Annotated in this window: 15 protein-coding genes, 1 pseudogene and 1 riboswitch; of the genes and pseudogenes, 11 read left to right on the forward strand and 5 right to left on the reverse strand. The window is 74.7% G+C overall.

Annotated features, from left to right (window positions below):
* The first annotated feature begins 25 nt into the window (after positions 1-25).
* Both ACZ5HG_RS00470 and map read left to right on the forward strand, forming a co-directional pair.
* Positions 26-442: a winged helix-turn-helix domain-containing protein gene (locus tag ACZ5HG_RS00470; RefSeq protein ID WP_464179555.1), complete on the forward strand. Its 417-nt coding sequence runs from the start codon at positions 26-28 to the stop codon at positions 440-442.
* Between the two features lie 352 nt (positions 443-794).
* Positions 795-1565 carry a type I methionyl aminopeptidase gene (gene map, locus ACZ5HG_RS00475; RefSeq protein WP_464179558.1) on the forward strand — a complete coding sequence of 257 codons (771 nt, stop codon included), beginning with the start codon at positions 795-797 and terminating at the stop codon, positions 1563-1565.
* 14 nt (positions 1566-1579) lie between these two features.
* Here the strand turns inward: map and ACZ5HG_RS00480 are convergent, their stop codons facing one another.
* On the reverse strand, positions 1580-2683 hold the full coding sequence (locus ACZ5HG_RS00480; RefSeq protein WP_464179560.1) for a hypothetical protein: 1104 nt from the start codon (positions 2681-2683) through the stop codon (positions 1580-1582).
* A 78-nt stretch (positions 2684-2761) separates the two neighbouring features.
* Positions 2762-3646, reverse strand: coding sequence for an SDR family oxidoreductase (locus ACZ5HG_RS00485; RefSeq protein ID WP_464179562.1), 885 nt, complete (start codon positions 3644-3646; stop codon positions 2762-2764).
* Positions 3647-3910: 264 nt separating this feature from the next.
* Between ACZ5HG_RS00485 and ACZ5HG_RS00490 the strand changes: the two are divergent.
* The 5 genes and pseudogenes from ACZ5HG_RS00490 to ACZ5HG_RS00510 all read left to right on the forward strand — a co-directional run.
* A pseudogene (locus ACZ5HG_RS00490) lies at positions 3911-4072 on the forward strand (hypothetical protein); the annotation flags it as partial.
* A gap of 56 nt (positions 4073-4128) precedes the next feature.
* Positions 4129-4281 carry a hypothetical protein gene (locus ACZ5HG_RS00495; RefSeq protein WP_464182231.1) on the forward strand — a complete coding sequence of 51 codons (153 nt, stop codon included), beginning with the start codon at positions 4129-4131 and terminating at the stop codon, positions 4279-4281.
* Positions 4282-4304: 23 nt separating this feature from the next.
* Entirely contained in the window at positions 4305-4802 is a 498-nt protein-coding gene (locus ACZ5HG_RS00500; RefSeq protein WP_464182229.1) for a low molecular weight protein-tyrosine-phosphatase, read from the forward strand.
* A 35-nt stretch (positions 4803-4837) separates the two neighbouring features.
* A complete protein-coding gene (locus ACZ5HG_RS00505; protein WP_464179564.1) occupies positions 4838-6019 on the forward strand; it encodes a pyridoxal phosphate-dependent aminotransferase in 1182 nt (393 codons plus the stop codon).
* A gap of 87 nt (positions 6020-6106) precedes the next feature.
* Complete coding sequence (locus ACZ5HG_RS00510) at positions 6107-6496, forward strand: TFIIB-type zinc ribbon-containing protein (RefSeq protein ID WP_464179566.1); 390 nt, start codon at positions 6107-6109, stop codon at positions 6494-6496.
* A 12-nt stretch (positions 6497-6508) separates the two neighbouring features.
* On the opposite strand, the gene ACZ5HG_RS00515 is transcribed toward ACZ5HG_RS00510, so the two are convergent.
* Entirely contained in the window at positions 6509-7933 is a 1425-nt protein-coding gene (locus ACZ5HG_RS00515) for an ATP-binding protein (protein WP_464179569.1), read from the reverse strand.
* A gap of 112 nt (positions 7934-8045) precedes the next feature.
* On the opposite strand from ACZ5HG_RS00515, the gene ACZ5HG_RS00520 reads away from it, so the two are divergent.
* Positions 8046-9146 carry a lactate/malate family dehydrogenase gene (locus tag ACZ5HG_RS00520; RefSeq protein WP_464179571.1) on the forward strand — a complete coding sequence of 367 codons (1101 nt, stop codon included), beginning with the start codon at positions 8046-8048 and terminating at the stop codon, positions 9144-9146.
* Positions 9143-9625: an ACT domain-containing protein gene (locus ACZ5HG_RS00525; protein ID WP_464179573.1), complete on the forward strand. Its 483-nt coding sequence runs from the start codon at positions 9143-9145 to the stop codon at positions 9623-9625. Before ACZ5HG_RS00520 ends, ACZ5HG_RS00525 begins: the two co-directional genes overlap by 4 nt.
* 10 nt (positions 9626-9635) lie before the next feature.
* Here the strand turns inward: ACZ5HG_RS00525 and ACZ5HG_RS00530 are convergent, their stop codons facing one another.
* Complete coding sequence (locus ACZ5HG_RS00530) at positions 9636-9929, reverse strand: transcriptional regulator (RefSeq protein WP_464179575.1); 294 nt, start codon at positions 9927-9929, stop codon at positions 9636-9638.
* Complete coding sequence (locus tag ACZ5HG_RS00535; protein ID WP_464179577.1) at positions 9922-10395, reverse strand: hypothetical protein; 474 nt, start codon at positions 10393-10395, stop codon at positions 9922-9924. The genes ACZ5HG_RS00530 and ACZ5HG_RS00535 overlap by 8 nt, the downstream gene beginning before the upstream one ends.
* 127 nt (positions 10396-10522) lie before the next feature.
* Positions 10523-10636: riboswitch (glycine riboswitch) on the forward strand.
* Between the two features lie 140 nt (positions 10637-10776).
* Here ACZ5HG_RS00535 and gcvP point away from each other — a divergent pair.
* The gene (gene gcvP / locus ACZ5HG_RS00540; protein WP_464179579.1) at positions 10777-13773 is read left to right on the forward strand and encodes an aminomethyl-transferring glycine dehydrogenase; all 2997 of its coding nucleotides are present in this window, start codon (positions 10777-10779) and stop codon (positions 13771-13773) included.
* Positions 13770-14918, forward strand: coding sequence for a glycine cleavage system aminomethyltransferase GcvT (gene gcvT / locus ACZ5HG_RS00545; protein ID WP_464179581.1), 1149 nt, complete (start codon positions 13770-13772; stop codon positions 14916-14918). Before gcvP ends, gcvT begins: the two co-directional genes overlap by 4 nt.
* Positions 14919-14973: the final 55 nt, after the last annotated feature.

The following is a 14973-nucleotide window of genomic DNA, read 5'->3' on the forward strand; positions in this document are numbered from 1 at the left end:
AGGGCCTCGGAGGTAGCGTGCCTGGATGGAGACCAGGGGGGCTCACGACCACCTGCCGGGCGCCGTCGCCGATGGCGCTCCCGGCCCCGTCCTGCGGCGTGGCGACCTCGTCGTCGACGTCCCGGCGCGCTGCGTCCAGGTGCAGGGCAGACCGGTCCCGCTCACCCGCAGCGAGTTCGAGATCCTCGCGCTGCTGGCCGAGCGCGCCGGCAGCCCGGTGCCGAAGGACGACCTCGCCCGCGCGGTCGGACCCCGCGCCCACGGCGTGCCCCTGCAGACCGTCGCCACCCCCGCCGACCGGCGGAACATCGAGGTCCACATGGCCAACCTGCGTCGCAAGCTCGACGAGGGCGGGCTGGACCCGCGGTGGATCGTCACCGTGCGCGGGATCGGCTACCGGCTGTCCCGCGAGGTGCGCGCGCAGGACTCCCGGGCCTCCTGACCCGCACCTCCGCCACCGCGTGATCGCCCACGGAAAAACCCCTTGGCGACCCCCGAGAGACGGACGTAGCGTCGTGGCATTCGCCGAAAGGAGGTGGTCCACGAGATGAAGTCTCTTCGGACGCGAGAGGTGACTGTCCGCTAGTCGCCCGAGAACATCGGACGGATTGCCGATCCGTCTCGACGTCCCACCGGACCATCCGGCGGGCGACGAGCGAATCCCCGCAGTCACCGCAGCCCGTGGGAGCCGTGCACTCGTCCAGCGCGGCAGGCCCTCCAGCAGGAGGTCCAGCCCACGGGCTGTTCCGCGCCCGGGGCCCGGTCGGCCCGGCGCGCGTGGCTAGGGTGGGCACGTGGTCGATCTGAAGTCACCCCGGGACGTCGAGGCGATGCGGGCGGCGGGATCCTTCGTCGCCCGGGTGCTGAGCAGCCTGCGCGACGTCGCCCAGGTCGGTGTGACGCTCCGCGACCTCGACGCCCACGCGCACCGGATGATCGACGAGGCCGGCGCGCACTCCGTGTACCTCGGCTACCACCCGTCCTTCGGCGCCATGCCGTACCCCGGCGTGCTGTGCACCAGCGTCAACGACGCCGCCCTGCACGGGCTGCCCTCCGACCAGGTGCTCGCGGACGGCGACGTGCTCAGCATCGACTTCGCCGCCCAGGTGAACGGCTGGGTCGCCGACTCCGCGCTCACCGTGCAGGTCGGCCCCCCCGACCCCGAGGCGCAGCGGCTGATCGACGTCACCGAGCGGGCGCTCGCCGCCGGGATCGCGCAGGCCCGCCCCGGCAACCGGATGGGTGACATCTCCGCCGCGATCGGCGCGATCGGCCACGCCGCCGGCTTCGGCATCAACACCGACTTCGGCGGGCACGGCGTCGGCCGCACCATGCACGAGGAGCCGCACGTCCCCAACGACGGACGCGCTGGCACCGGCATGAAGCTGCGCGCCGGGCTGGTGATCGCGATCGAGCCGTGGTTCATGGCCGGCGGCGAGGGCTATGTGATCGACCCCGACGGGTGGACGATCCGCTCCGCCGACGGCGCCCGCGCCGCGCACGCCGAGCACACGGTGGCGATCACGCCGTCGGGGCCGGTGGTGCTCACCGCGCGCAAGGGCTGACCGCGCGCTCCGCCTCAGGTTTCGACTGTCTCCGCGATCGTCTCCTCTGTGGTCGCTGCCTTGGTCGTGCGCCGACGCACCGCGCCGAGGGCGCCGGTCGCGGCGCCCTTGATCGCGGTACCGGCGTGCTTCATGGCGGTGAGCGCCCGGGCCTCGTCCGGGATGCCGTCACCGTCCAGATCGACGGTGCGAAACACCTCGGTCGAACGGGTGACCGTCTCCCAGACGTCCTCCCCGAAGTCGGCGGCCGACTGCGCGGCGGCTTGCAGCGCAGCCGCGGCACGGGAGGGTTCCGTCGGCTCGCGCTCTGGCTTGGCGAACTCGGCCAGCACGTCGGGGAAGGCCTCAGGTGGGTTCGGGAATGCGACGTGCGCTGCCTTGACCACGTCGCGCCCGAAGGTGAACGAGCCGACGCCCCCGATCACCGCGCCGATCCCGAAGGGGACGGCTCTGCCCAGGGTCCCGGCGCCGACCTTTGAACCTGCCTTGAGCGCGGCGTCGCGGGAGAGGTGGACGAGCAGAGGCGCGAGCGCGGAGTCGGGGAGCTGCTGGGTCAGCACCTCACCCCACCCGTTCGGCAACGAGCTCCCGGCCATCGCGCCTGCGGCGGCGCGTGCCGCGGTTACATTGCTGCCCCCCAGCGCCCCCATCACCAGCGTCGAGACCTGGCTCTGCGACTTCTCGCCCAGCAGCATCCCGAAGACCAGTGGCTGCGCGCGGGCGGCATCGTCCACTGCGATCCCGTGCACCTCCGCCACCGCCAGCACGTAGAGCGCGCTGGTCTCGTAGAAGAACAGCAGGTCCGCGACGCCGAGCCCGAGCGCGACGGGGATGCCGACCCCGGGGATCGCTGCTGAGGCACCCACGCCGGCGCTGGAGACCGTGACCGTGGCGACGTATCGCCGGTCGAGCTCCTTGAGAATCTCGGCCGCTGTCGCGCCGGGTCTTTCCCGTCGCAGCGATCGCAGATACTCCAGCACGACGGGGCGTTGCACCGAGATCGCCTTGTAGATCTGCGCCTGCACCCCCTCGCCCTGCACCGCGACCCGGGCCTTGTCCGCTATCACGCTCGCGATCGGCTCCGATCCGGCTGGCGTCGTCAGTGCTGCGTCGGTCATCGCGCTCCGCTCTTCGTCGTGCTGGCACACGCAGGCTACGGGGAGTGGATCGGCCGTGGGGCCGGATCGACAGCGGACCTACACCCGCAGGTGCGCCCAGGCGTCGGGGTTGACCGTCAGCCATTCGGAGAACGACTGCGCCGGCCGCCCGGACAGCCGCTGCACCACGGAGGACGCCGGGGCCATCTCGCCGGTGGCGATGGCGGAGTACGACGACACCCAGCCGTCCACCTCCCAGGGCTCGGCGGCGTAGCGCGCGCGGGAGGCGTAGGCCTCGTCCAGGGTCTCCGGCAGGTAGGTGATCGTGCGGCCGGTGGCGGCGGACAGGACGGCGGCGGCCTCGTCCAGGGTGAACGCGGTGGGTCCGGTGACGTCGTAGGCCTGGCCGTCGTGCACGTGGTCGCGGGCGTCGAGCAGCACCCCGGTCGCCACGTCGGCCACGTCGTCGTGCGCCACCGACGCGACCGCGCCATCGCCCGCCGGCCCGCGGATCACCCCGTCCTCGCCGACGAAGCGCGCGACGGCGTCGTGGTAGAGGCAGTCGCGCAGGAAGGTGAAGCGCAGGCCGGAGGCGCGGATGTGCTCCTCGGTGGCCCAGTGGTCGCGCGCGAAGGTGAAGGTCGCGTCCGGCGCGGCGCCCATGAAGGACAGGTAGACGATCCGCTCGACCCCGGCGTCCACCGCCGCGTCCACGGCGGCGCGGTGCTCGGTCACCCGGTCCGCGGACTCCCGCGCGGACACCAGGAACACCGTGCCGGCCCCGGCGAAGGCGGCGCGCATCGCGGGGACGTCTCCGTACCCCGGGCTGACGGCGACCTCGGTCTCGGTGCCGGGCAGCTCGGGTGCGCGATCCGGGCTGCGCACCACCAGCCGCTGCGGGGCGCCCTCGGCGGCGAGCCGGTACGCGAGGCGGCGTCCGACCCGTCCGGAGGCGCCGGTGACGACGACGAGATCGGTGTCCATGGCGTGCCTCCAGGGTGCTGCCGGCGGGTGCCACCGACGCTAGCCCCCGGCACCCACCTCGGCACTGCCGCGACCGAGGTGCTGCCCGGCCGGCCGGCACGGCAGGATGTCGGGGTGCCCGCCCAGTTCGCCGCCTTCGCGCCCGACGTCCACGGGGTCGCGGACACCGCGTGCGAGGTCCGGACGGCGACGCCCGCCGACGTGCCGGGGATCGTGGCGCTCGCCGCCTCGCGCGGCCCGCAGCCGGCGGACCTGGCCGACCGGGTGACCGCCTGGTCGACCGACCCGGCGCGGGTCCTGCTGGTCGCCGCCGAGCCCGGGGGTGCACCGGCCGGCTGGGCGATGCTGGCGCGCTGGCAGGGCCACGCCGACGCCCCGGACGGCTGGTACGTGAGCGGGCTGACCGTCGACCCGTCGCGACGCCGTGCCGGGATCGGCTCCCGGCTGCTCGGCGCGCTGCTCGCCGCGGCCCGGACCGCCCGGTGCGCAGCGTCGTCAACGCGACCAACGGCGCCTCGATCGCGCTGCACGAGCGGCACGGCTTCCGGGAGGTCGCCCGCGGCGCGACGTTCGCGGGGATCACCTTCACCGGCGGCACCGGCGTGCTGCTGAGCGACGACCAGGAGGACGCGTGACCGAGCACGACCCGTACCGGGTCATGACCGTCTGCACCGGCAACATCTGCCGGTCGCCGATGGCCGAGGTGGTGCTGCGCGCCCGCTTCGCGGAGGCCGGGCTGGCGGATCGCGTGGTGGTCGACTCCACCGGGATCAGCGACGAGGAGCGCGGCAACCCGATCGACCGCCGGGCGCGCACCGCGCTGGCCGCGCGCGGGTACGAGGTGCCCGGGCACGCCGCCCGGCAGACCAGCGTCGCCGACCTGCGGGAGCACGACCTGGTGCTCGCGATGACGTCCAGCCACGCGCGGGCGCTGCGCCGGCTGGGCGGGGACGCCGCCGGTGACCGGGTGCGGATGTACCGGTCCTTCGACCCCGCCGCCCCGCAGGTGCCCAAGGGCGGGCCGGAGCGGCTGCTGGACGTGGACGACCCCTGGTACGGCGGCGCCGCCGACTTCGAGCACTGCCTGGACGAGGTCGAGGCGGCCGCCGACGGGGTGGTCGCGCACGTGCGGGCCGTGCTCGACGCGCGCGGCTGAGCGCGACGCGGGGGCGGGCGGGGGAGGATGACGGGATGAAGGTCGCCCGCCGGTCCCACGTGCCCCCGTTCGCGGTGATGGAGATCATCGCCGCCGCCAACGCCCGCCGTGCCGCCGGCCAGCGGGTGCTCAACCTGTGCGCCGGGGAGCCGTCCACCGGCGCCTCCGACGTGGTGCGTGAGCGCGCGGTCGAGCTGCTGAGCGGCGGCGACCTCGGCTACACGGAGTCGCTGGGATCGCCGGCGCTGCGCGCGGCCATCGCCGGGCACTACGGCGACTGGTACGACGTCGAGGTCGACCCGGCGCGGGTGGCGGTCACCACCGGGTCCTCCGGCGGGTTCATGCTGGCGTTCCTCGCAGCCTTCGACGTCGGCGACCGGGTGGCCCTCGCCCGCCCCGGGTACCCCGCGTACGCCAACATCCTGCGGGCGCTCGGCTGCGAGGTCGTCGAGCTGCCCTGCGGCCCGGAGACCCGCTGGCGCCCGACCGTCGAGCAGCTCGACGCCCTGGACGCGCCGATCGACGGGCTGGTGGTCGCCGGACCGGCCAACCCCACCGGCACCGTGATCGACCGCGCCGCCCTCGACGCCCTGGTCGACTGGAGCGCCGACCACGGCGTGCGGCTGGTCAGCGACGAGATCTACCACGGCATCACCTACGCCGACGGGGCCGCCGACGCCGGACCCGCGGGTGCGCCCACCGCCGCCACCGCGCTCGACCGCGGGGTCGTGGTGGTCAACTCGTTCTCGAAGTACTGGGCGATGACCGGCTGGCGGCTCGGCTGGCTGCTGCTGCCGGAGGACCTGGCCGCGCCGGTGGACGCGCTCGCCGGGAACGTCGCGCTCTGCCCGCCCGCGCTCGCCCAGCACGCCGGGGTGGCCGCGTTCAGCGAGGCGGGCTACGCCGCCGCCCGGGACAACGTCGCGCAGTACGCCGCGTCGCGCCGCCTGGTGCTCGACCGGCTGCCCGACCTCGGCTGGTCCCGCGTCGCCCCCGCCGACGGCGCGTTCTACGTCTACGCCGACGTCTCCGCCACCGGCCTGGACTCGACCACCTGGTGCGCACGCCTGCTGGACGAGGCCGGGGTGGCGCTGACACCCGGCACGGACTTCGACCGGGTGGACGGGCACGACTGGGTGCGGCTGTCCTTCGCCTCCGCGCCGGAGGTGGTCGCCGAGGCCGTGGACCGCGTCGTCGCCTGGCAGCGCGGGCTCTGAGCGGAACCCGGGCGCCGCGCCGATCGTTCGACGGTCCAGGAGAGCCGCGACCCCTCACCGGGCGCGCGACGACGGAAGAGGTGCGACATGAGGTGTCCCACGGACGGCGCCGAGCTGGTGATGGCCGAGCGGCAGGGTGTCGAGATCGACTACTGCCCGTCGTGCCGCGGGATCTGGCTCGATCGCGGCGAGCTGGACAAGATCCTCGAGCGCGCCGCGTCCGGCCCCGGCCCGGTCGGCGCAGCCCCCGGCGGTCCCGCGCCGGCCTACGACGACCGCGGTGGCTACGGGCGCGACGGCGGCTACGACCGCGGACGTGACGCGGGCTACCGCGACGACCGGGGCTACGGCCGCGACGACCGCGGTCGCGACGACCGCTACCGGGACGACCGGTACCGCGACGACCGCTCCGGCTACCCCTCCGGCAAGAAGAAGCGCCGGGAGTCCTGGCTCGGGGACCTGCTCGACTTCGACTGACCGGGCACCGGGTCACCAGGCGGCGAGCAGGTCCTCCGGCGTGAGCACGGTGGCCCCGGTGGCGGTCGCGCCGGTGCGGGACACCGCGATCAGCGGGGTCGTGCCGTCGGCGCCGGGCAGCTGGGACCGGTGCCGCACGAGCGCCGTCAGGTCGGCCTGGTCGAACGGCGCGGCGTCGTGCCACTTGATCGAGCCGACGCCGAGCACACGGTCGGCGACCGGCGCCCGGTCCGCGAGCACCAGGTCGATCTCCGGGTCGTTGGTGCGCGTCCAGTAGCCGCCGACCGCCGGGGGCGGGACGTCGCCCAGCCCCAGCGCCTCGGGCGGCAGCCGGTCGATCGACTCGCGCACCAGCGGCTCGATCGCCCGCCCGCGCCAGGCGAGCCACGAGGCACGGATCCGGGCCAGCACGCGGTCACCGCGGGCGCGCTCGATCTCGGGCATGGCGGGGCCGAGGTACGTCAGCCAGAACCGCAGGTACGGATCGGCCACGCGGTAGCGCGTCTCCTTGGACCTGCGGGTGGACAGGGGTCGGTCGGCGGCGACCACCCGCTTGCCGGTGAGCGTGTCGAGCGACCGGGTCAGCGACGTGTTCGGGATCTCCCCGGCGCGCTGGCCGATCCGGGTGAACGTGGTCTCGCCGCTGCCGATCGCCTCCAGCACCCGACGGGCCTGGGCGTCCGGCGGGAACTCGGCGGCCAGCGCGCGTTCCGCGCTGACCAGCAGCGGCGACGTCGGGTGGTCGAGCGCGTCGGCCAGGTGCTCCCAGAGCGTCGCGCCCGGGGTCCAGTCCCGGCAGACCAGCGGCAGGCCGCCGGTGACGAGGGTGGCGTCGAACGCCTCGGCGGCCGGCAGCCCGATCAGGTCGCCGACCTCGCGCGGCGACAGCGGCGGCACGACCATCTCCGTGGCGCGCTGGTGGAACGGCCGTCCGTAGGTGTTCAGCGCCTCCATCATCGCCAGGTCTGAGCCGATCCCGATCAGCAGCACCGGCAGGCGGGAGAGCACGCGGTCGAACATCTTCTGCAGCGTGCCCTCCAGCGCCGGGTCGCTCGCCGTCAGGTAGGGCAGCTCGTCCAGCACGACGATGCTCGGGCGGTCGGTGGGCAGCGCGGAGGCGAGCAGGCGGAGCGCGGCGTCCCAGGACTCGACGGTGACGCCCTGGAAGGTGGTCGCAGCCGGCAGGTCCGAGAACGCGACGTCCTCGACGAACATCGCCAGCTCCTCGGCGGCGGGCCGGGTGGAGGCGGTGAAGTAGACCGACGGCACGTCCGCGCGATCGATGAACTCCTCGATCAGGCGGGACTTGCCGACACGGCGGCGCCCGCGCACCAGCAGGGCTCGGCCCGGACGGGCGGACGGTTCGCGGGTGGCCGTCGGCAGCAGTCGTGCGAGCTCGGCCATCAGCCGCTCGCGCCCGACGAACCTCTCCTCCACCGCTCCACCTCCGCCTGGTATCGCCAGCGATAGTATCACTGATGAAAGTATCATCGATGATACAAACAGGCCGGCAACCGCGCGGACACACGCGTGCCCTACCCTCACCGTCGTGGACGTGGCGGTGCTGGGTGCGACGGGGGACGTGGGGCGACAGGTCTGCGCCCAGCTCATCGAGCGGCGGGTGCTGCCGACGTCATCACGGCTCCAGCTGGTCGGGCGGCCCGGTGGTGCGTCCGGGCGGGCGTCCTACGGGCTGCGCGCCGACCTGGTGGACGCCTACGACGAGCACGCCCCGCTGATCGACGTCGCCCTCGACCCGCGTGACGTGGTCGCCGACGTGATCGTGCTGACCGCCGGTCGCACCGCCCCGGCGCGGGCGGGAGCCAGCACCGACCGGGCCGTGCTCGCCGCCGAGAACCACGCCGTCTTCGAGGACTACGCGCGGGCCATCGCCGAGCACGGCTCCGGGCACGAGGTGGCCGTCGTCGTGTCGAACCCGGTCGAGCTCGGGGTGGCGGTTGTCGCCCGCGCGCTCGGTCGCCACCGGGTGATCGGGATGGGCGCCTGGCTGGACACGCTGCGGTTCCGCCGCGAGGTCGCGGTGTCCCTGGGTGTCCGACGGCACCGGGTCGGCGGCTTCGTGGCCGGGGAGCACGGGGACGACCAGGTGCCGCTGTGGTCGACGGTGCGGATCAGCGGGCTCGATGTCGACGAGCGTGCGCGGGCGGTCGCCGGGCTGCGCGGGCCGCGTTCGCTGGACGGCTTCGCCGAGGAGATCGCCGAGGCCAAGGACCGGCTGGCCGACCTGATGGCCACCGACGTCGCCGGGGCGTTCGACCTGGTGGAGACCTGGCCGCCGGACCTGCGCGGCGTCTCGCGCCCCTGGCTGACCCACCAGAGCGGTGCCAAGACCGCCGCCGCGACCGCCAACGCCACCGTCGACCTGGTGGACACGATCCTGGACGGCCGGGACATCGTGGTCGCCGGTCAGGTGGCCCTGGACGGCGAGGCCTCGGTCGCCGGGACGCCGCTGCACGGGGTGCTCGGCGTGCCGGTGGTGCTCGGCCCGGAAGGGTGGAGCCGCGTGCTGCTCGACGAGCCCGCGCCGGACGAGGCGCGCCGGCTGCTCACCACCGCCGACCGGATCGACGCGATGCTGACCCCCTGGGGTCTGGGACGCGACGCCGCGGCGGCCGGGGGTGCGCGATGACCGCGCCCGTGCTCGCCGACGACCGTCGCTGGGTGGCCTTCGTCCGGGGCGCCGACCGCACCGGCACGCTCACCGCGCTCGCCGGGGTGTTCTCCACCCGGGGCGTCTCCTTCGACTCGATCGCCACCAGCGACGTGGACGAGGGCGTCGGCCTGATCGTGGTGACCTTCACCGCCTCCGAGCGCCGCATGCGCCTGCTCATCCGCACCGTGGGACGGCTGTCCGCGGTGCGGGCGGTCACCGTGCACCCGGTGGACGACCCTGCGGTGCGCGCCGCCGCCGTGGTGGTGCTGCCGGAGACCGTGACGTCGTTCGCACCGCCCGCCGACGCGGTCGTGCGCTGGTCCGGCGACCCCGCTGCCGGCCAGTCGGTGCTGGTGGAGGGGCCGCTGCTGGACGTGGAGCGGGTGGTGGCCGACGCGCGCTCGCGGGGGGCCGCGGCGGTGGCGACGGCGGTGCTGCCGCCGGTGGCGGGCTGATCGCCCGGGCTCAGTCCTCCCCGGCGACGATCGCCTGCAGCGCCGCGATGTGCCCGAGGTAGGCGCGCATCCCTGCGGCGGTCAGGCTGAGGTGCGTGGTGGTGCCGTCCGCGCGCGGCTGCTTGTCGACGGTGAGGTAGCCGGCCTTCTGGAGCGCGGCGGCGTGCTTGCTGAGCACCGAGTCGGAGACGCCGAGGCCGTCGCGGGCGTAGGCGAAGGATGCCTGCTGCACGGTGGACAGCAGGGCGCACAGCCGCAGCCGGAGCGGGGCGTGCACCAGCTCGTCGAAGCGCGGCTCAGGCACGGGCGAGGTTGCGGGCGTGCGCGCGGTCGAAGGACCGGCTCAGCAGGGCGGCGCCGGTGCCGGTGACGACGGCGGCGAGCAGGGCGATCCACGGCAGGTCCCACACGTGCCGGGCGAGCAGTGCCACGCCCAGTCCCCCGATGAGCAGTGCGGTGACGGCGACGACCTGCGCGCGGGGGGTGCCGGGGGCGGCGGCGTTCACCCACAGCCCGGTGGCCTGCCGGTAGGCGTACATCAGCGCCACGAAGGACAGCACGACGAACGCGCCGCCGAACCCGATCCACCGCCACGGGCCGCTGAGCACGAGCACGGCGATCCCGACCAGGGTGCCGTAGACGGGGGCGTACCAGCGGGCCTGCGTGAGCAGGGTGGTGGCGACGCGCTGCCGCTCGGTCTGCACCAGGCGCAGCGCCTCGGCGGCGTCCTCGGCGCTCGGGCTCTCGGAGGTCGGCGGGTGACTTTCCATGGTGGAAAGTGAATCAGCATCGGGTGATCCGGCGCAAGGGGACGGATGTTCACAGCCACGAAACCGCCGGACGATCCCGGGCCGGTTACGCTGGCCCCCAGCACGGCCCACAACTCAACACGCTGCTCGAACCGCGGCGGGAGAGCCCTCCCGCACGGCCGTCACCGACGGCCCGCGCGCGAGGCGCCGAAGGAGCAACCCTCCCCGGGAATCTCTCAGGCCCCCGTACCGCCGTGGCCAGGCAACTCTGGAAAGCGACCGACCCCGCGCGGGTCGGTCCACCGACGGTGCAAGTCGGCGCGCCCCGGCCCCTGGTGGGCATGGCGGACCGGCAAAACTCTCAGGTCGTACGACCCCGGGCCCTGCTCGGCGGATCGGCGGATGACAGAGCGGGGAGGACCGCCCGTCCCCGCTCGTCCGAGGAGCAGCAGCGTGACCCTGGACCACCTCCCGACCGATGCCGCGCGCGACTTCGCGGACCGGCACATCGGCCCCCGCGAGCGCGACCTCGCGACGATGCTGGCGCACGTGGGCGACGGCTACGCCTCCCTCGACGCGCTGATCGACGCCGCCGTGCCGGCGAGCATCCGCACCGACCGCCCGCTCGCCCTGCCCGAGGCCCGCGGCGAGTCCGAGGTGCTGGCCGCGCTGCGCACGATCGCGGACAAGAACACCGTGCTCACGCAGATGATCGGCCTGGGCTACAGCGACACGGTCACCCCGCCGGTGATCCGCCGCAACGTGCTGGAGTCGCCCGCCTGGTACACCGCGTACACGCCCTACCAGCCGGAGATCAGCCAGGGCCGGCTGGAGGCGCTGCTGAACTTCCAGACCGTCGTCGCCGACCTCACCGCCCTGCCGGTGGCCAACGCCTCCCTGCTGGACGAGGCCACCGCCGTCGCCGAGGCCGTGGCGCTGATGCACCGCGCCGCCAAGGGGCGCACCGGGGTCGTCGTGCTGGACGCCGACTGCCTGCCGCAGACCCTCGCCGTGACGCTCGGTCGCGCCGAGGCGGCCGGGCTGCCGGTGCGGGTGGCCGACCTGACCGCCGGTCTGCCGGACCTCGGCGACGAGGCGCTGGTCGGCCTGGTGCTCCAGGCGCCCGGTGCCTCCGGCGCGGTGCGCGACCTCGGTCCGCTGATCACCGCCGCCAAGGAGGCCGGTGCGCTGGTGACCGTCGCCGCCGACCTGCTCTCGCTGACCCTGCTGACGCCCCCGGGCGAGCAGGGCGCGGACATCGCGGTCGGATCGGCGCAGCGCTTCGGCGTCCCGCTGTTCTACGGCGGACCGCACGCCGCGTACATGGCGGTCCGCACCGGACTGGAGCGGATGCTGCCGGGCCGGCTGGTCGGGGTGTCGCTGGACGCCGACGGCGCGCAGGCCTACCGCCTCGCGCTCCAGACCCGTGAGCAGCACATCCGCCGGGAGAAGGCCACCAGCAACATCTGCACCGCGCAGGCGCTGCTGGCGATCGTCGCCTCGATGTACGCGGTCTACCACGGGCCCGACGGGCTGCGGGAGATCGCCGAGCGGGTGCACGCCCGTGCCGTCGCGGTGGCCGAGGGGCTGCGGGCCGCCGGGGTGCCGGTGGAGCACGCGCAGTTCTTCGACACCGTGCGCGCGGTGGTGCCGGGCCGGGCGCAGGCCGTGGTCGACGCCGCCGTGGCCCGCGGGATCAACCTGTGGGCGGCCGACGCCGACCACGTGCAGATCGCCTGCGACGAGGTCACCACGGGCGAGCACATCGCAGCGGTGCTGGCGGCCTTCGCCGACGTGACCGGCGACGCGACCCCGATCGGCGCCCCGGACGCGGCGCCCGCGATCCCGGACGGCCTGCGCCGCACGAGCGACTACCTGACGCACCCGGTGTTCCACCGGCACCGTTCCGAGACCGCGATGCTGCGCTACCTGCGCCTGCTGTCCGACAAGGACCTCGCGCTGGACCGCACGATGATCCCGCTGGGCTCCTGCACGATGAAGCTCAACGCCACGGTGGAGATGGAGGCGATCTCCTGGCCGGGCTTCGCCGGGCTGCACCCGTTCGTCCCCGCCGAGCAGGCCGCGGGCTACGCCGAGCTGATCGGCTCGCTCACCGGCTGGCTGGCCGAGATCACCGGCTACGCCGCGGTGTCCGTGCAGCCGAACGCCGGCTCGCAGGGCGAGTTCGCCGGGCTGCTGGCGATCCGCGGGTACCACGAGGCGAACCGTGCGGAGGCGCTGGCCGCCGGCACGCCCGAGACCGAGGCCCCGGTGCGCGACGTCTGCCTGATCCCCGCCTCCGCGCACGGCACCAACGCGGCCTCCGCGGCGCTCGCGGGGATGCGGGTGGTCGTGGTCGCCACCGCCGAGGACGGCTCGGTGCAGCTGGACGATCTGCGCGCCAAGATCGAGCAGCACGGCCCGCAGGTCGCGGCGATCATGATCACCTACCCCTCCACGCACGGTGTGTACGAGGAGGACGTGCGCGAGGTCTGCGACCTGGTGCACGCGGCCGGCGGCCAGGTGTACATCGACGGCGCCAACCTCAACGCGCTGGTCGGGCTGGCCCGGCCGGGCGAGTTCGGCGGCGACGTCTCGCACCTGAACCTGCACAAGACGTTCTGCATCCCGCACGGCGGCGGCGGCCCCGGCGTCGGCCCGATCGGGGTAGCGGCGCACCTGGTGCCGCACCTGCCGGCCACCGACGCGGTGCTCCCGGCGGACGCGACCCTGCGCGGCGGCGAGGCGGCGGCGGTCTCGGCCGCGCCCTTCGGCTCCGCGGGGATCCTGCCGATCTCCTGGGCCTACGTGGCGCTGATGGGCGGGGACGGCCTGCGCCGCGCCACCGCCAACGCGGTGCTGTCCGCCAACTACCTGGCCGCGCGCCTGGCCCCGCACTTCCCGGTGCTCTACACCGGCCCCGCCGGGCTGGTCGCGCACGAGTGCATCCTCGACCTGCGCGCGATCACCAAGGAGACCGGCGTCACCGCCGAGGACGTCGCCAAGCGGCTGATGGACTACGGCTTCCACGCGCCGACGCTGTCCTTCCCGGTGGCCGGCACGCTGATGGTCGAGCCCACCGAGAGCGAGGACCTGGCGGAGCTCGACCGGTTCGTGGCCGCGCTGGTCGCGATCCGTGGCGAGATCGACGCGGTGGCCGCCGGACGCTGGCCGGTGGCGGACTCGCCGCTGCGTGGTGCCCCGCACACCGCCCAGGCGCTCACCGCCGACGTGTGGGAGAAGCCCTACGGCCGTGAGCTGGCCGCCTTCCCGCTGGCGAGCCTGCGCGCCGGCAAGTACTGGCCGCCGGTCCGGCGGATCGACGGCGCGCACGGGGACCGCAACCTCGTCTGCGCCTGCCCGCCCATCGAGGCCTACGCCGAGGGAGCCACGCTGTGAACGACCAGACCGAGATCGTGCTGTCCCCGCTGCACGCCGAGCACGAGGCGCTGGGCGCGAGCATGACGCCCTTCGCCGGCTGGATGATGCCGCTGCGCTACGCCGGCGACCTGGCCGAGCACCGGGCGGTGCGCGAGGCCGCCGGGCTGTTCGACCTGTCGCACATGGGCGAGCTGCACCTGGACGGACCGCAGGCGGCGGCCGCGCTGGACGTCGCGCTGGTCGGCAACCTCACCGCGCTCGCGGTGGGCCGGGCCCGGTACACGATGATCGTGGCCGAGGACGGCGGGGTGCTCGACGACCTGATCGTCTACCGCCTGGCCGACGAGTCGTACCTGGTGGTCGCGAACGCCGCGAACGTCGCCGTGGTGCGTGAGGCGCTGGTCGAGCGGACCGCCGGCTTCGACGTCGTGCTGACCGATCGCTCGCTGGAGACCGCGCTCATCGCCGTGCAGGGCCCGCGTGCCGCGGAGATCGTCGGTGGCCTGACCGCGCCGGAGCACGTCGACGCGGTGCTCGGCATGAAGTACTACGCCTCCGAGCGCGCCACGGTGGCCGGCGTCGAGGCGCTGGTGGCTCGCACCGGCTACACCGGCGAGGACGGCTTCGAGCTGTTCGTGCCGGCGGAGGCCGCCGTGGGCCTGTGGCACGCGGTGCTGGCCGCCGGCGAGCCGCTGGGCCTGGTGCCGGCGGGCCTGTCCGCGCGGGACAGCCTGCGCCTGGAGGCCGGGATGCCGCTGTACGGCAACGAGCTGGATCGCACCACCGCCCCGCACGACGCCGGTCTCGGCCGCGTGGTGCGCCTGGACAAGGTCGGTGCCGACGGCGCCCCGGTGCCCTTCGTCGGCCGGGCCGCGCTGGAGTCGCGCGCGCACGCCACGCCCTCGCGGGTGCTGGTCGGTCTGCTCGGTCTCGGCCGGCGCGCCGCCCGGCACGGCTACCCGGTGCTCACGTCGGCGGCCGAGGACGCCGCGCGCGTCGGCCTGGTGACCTCCGGCGCGCCCTCGCCGACCCTGGGCGTGCCGATCGCGATGGCCTACGTGACCCCCGAGGTCAGCGCCCCGGGCACCGAGCTCGCCGTGGACGTCCGCGGCCGTCGTGAGCCGGTCCGCGTGGTCGCGCTGCCGTTCTACACCCGCGGCTGACCCTTCCCTCGCACCCCTGACCTGCTGGATCCTGGGTCCAGCGCCCCACCCGATC

This window comes from Cellulomonas sp. GTC20042, from assembly GCF_055389595.1.

Bases quoted from the DNA above. Each gene is read 5' to 3' on its own strand.
- ACZ5HG_RS00480 (WP_464179560.1), bottom strand. From the start codon at position 2,683: ATGACCGACGCAGCACTGACGACGCCAGCCGGATCGGAGCCGATCGCG.
- ACZ5HG_RS00510 (WP_464179566.1), top strand. From the start codon at position 6,107: ATGAGGTGTCCCACGGACGGCGCCGAGCTGGTGATGGCCGAGCGGCAG.
- ACZ5HG_RS00505 (WP_464179564.1), top strand. From the start codon at position 4,838: ATGAAGGTCGCCCGCCGGTCCCACGTGCCCCCGTTCGCGGTGATGGAG.
- ACZ5HG_RS00470 (WP_464179555.1), top strand. From the start codon at position 26: ATGGAGACCAGGGGGGCTCACGACCACCTGCCGGGCGCCGTCGCCGAT.
- ACZ5HG_RS00535 (WP_464179577.1), bottom strand. From the start codon at position 10,395: ATGGAAAGTCACCCGCCGACCTCCGAGAGCCCGAGCGCCGAGGACGCC.
- ACZ5HG_RS00485 (WP_464179562.1), bottom strand. From the start codon at position 3,646: ATGGACACCGATCTCGTCGTCGTCACCGGCGCCTCCGGACGGGTCGGA.
- ACZ5HG_RS00500 (WP_464182229.1), top strand. From the start codon at position 4,305: ATGACCGTCTGCACCGGCAACATCTGCCGGTCGCCGATGGCCGAGGTG.
- ACZ5HG_RS00525 (WP_464179573.1), top strand. From the start codon at position 9,143: ATGACCGCGCCCGTGCTCGCCGACGACCGTCGCTGGGTGGCCTTCGTC.
- gcvP (WP_464179579.1), top strand. From the start codon at position 10,777: ATGACAGAGCGGGGAGGACCGCCCGTCCCCGCTCGTCCGAGGAGCAGC.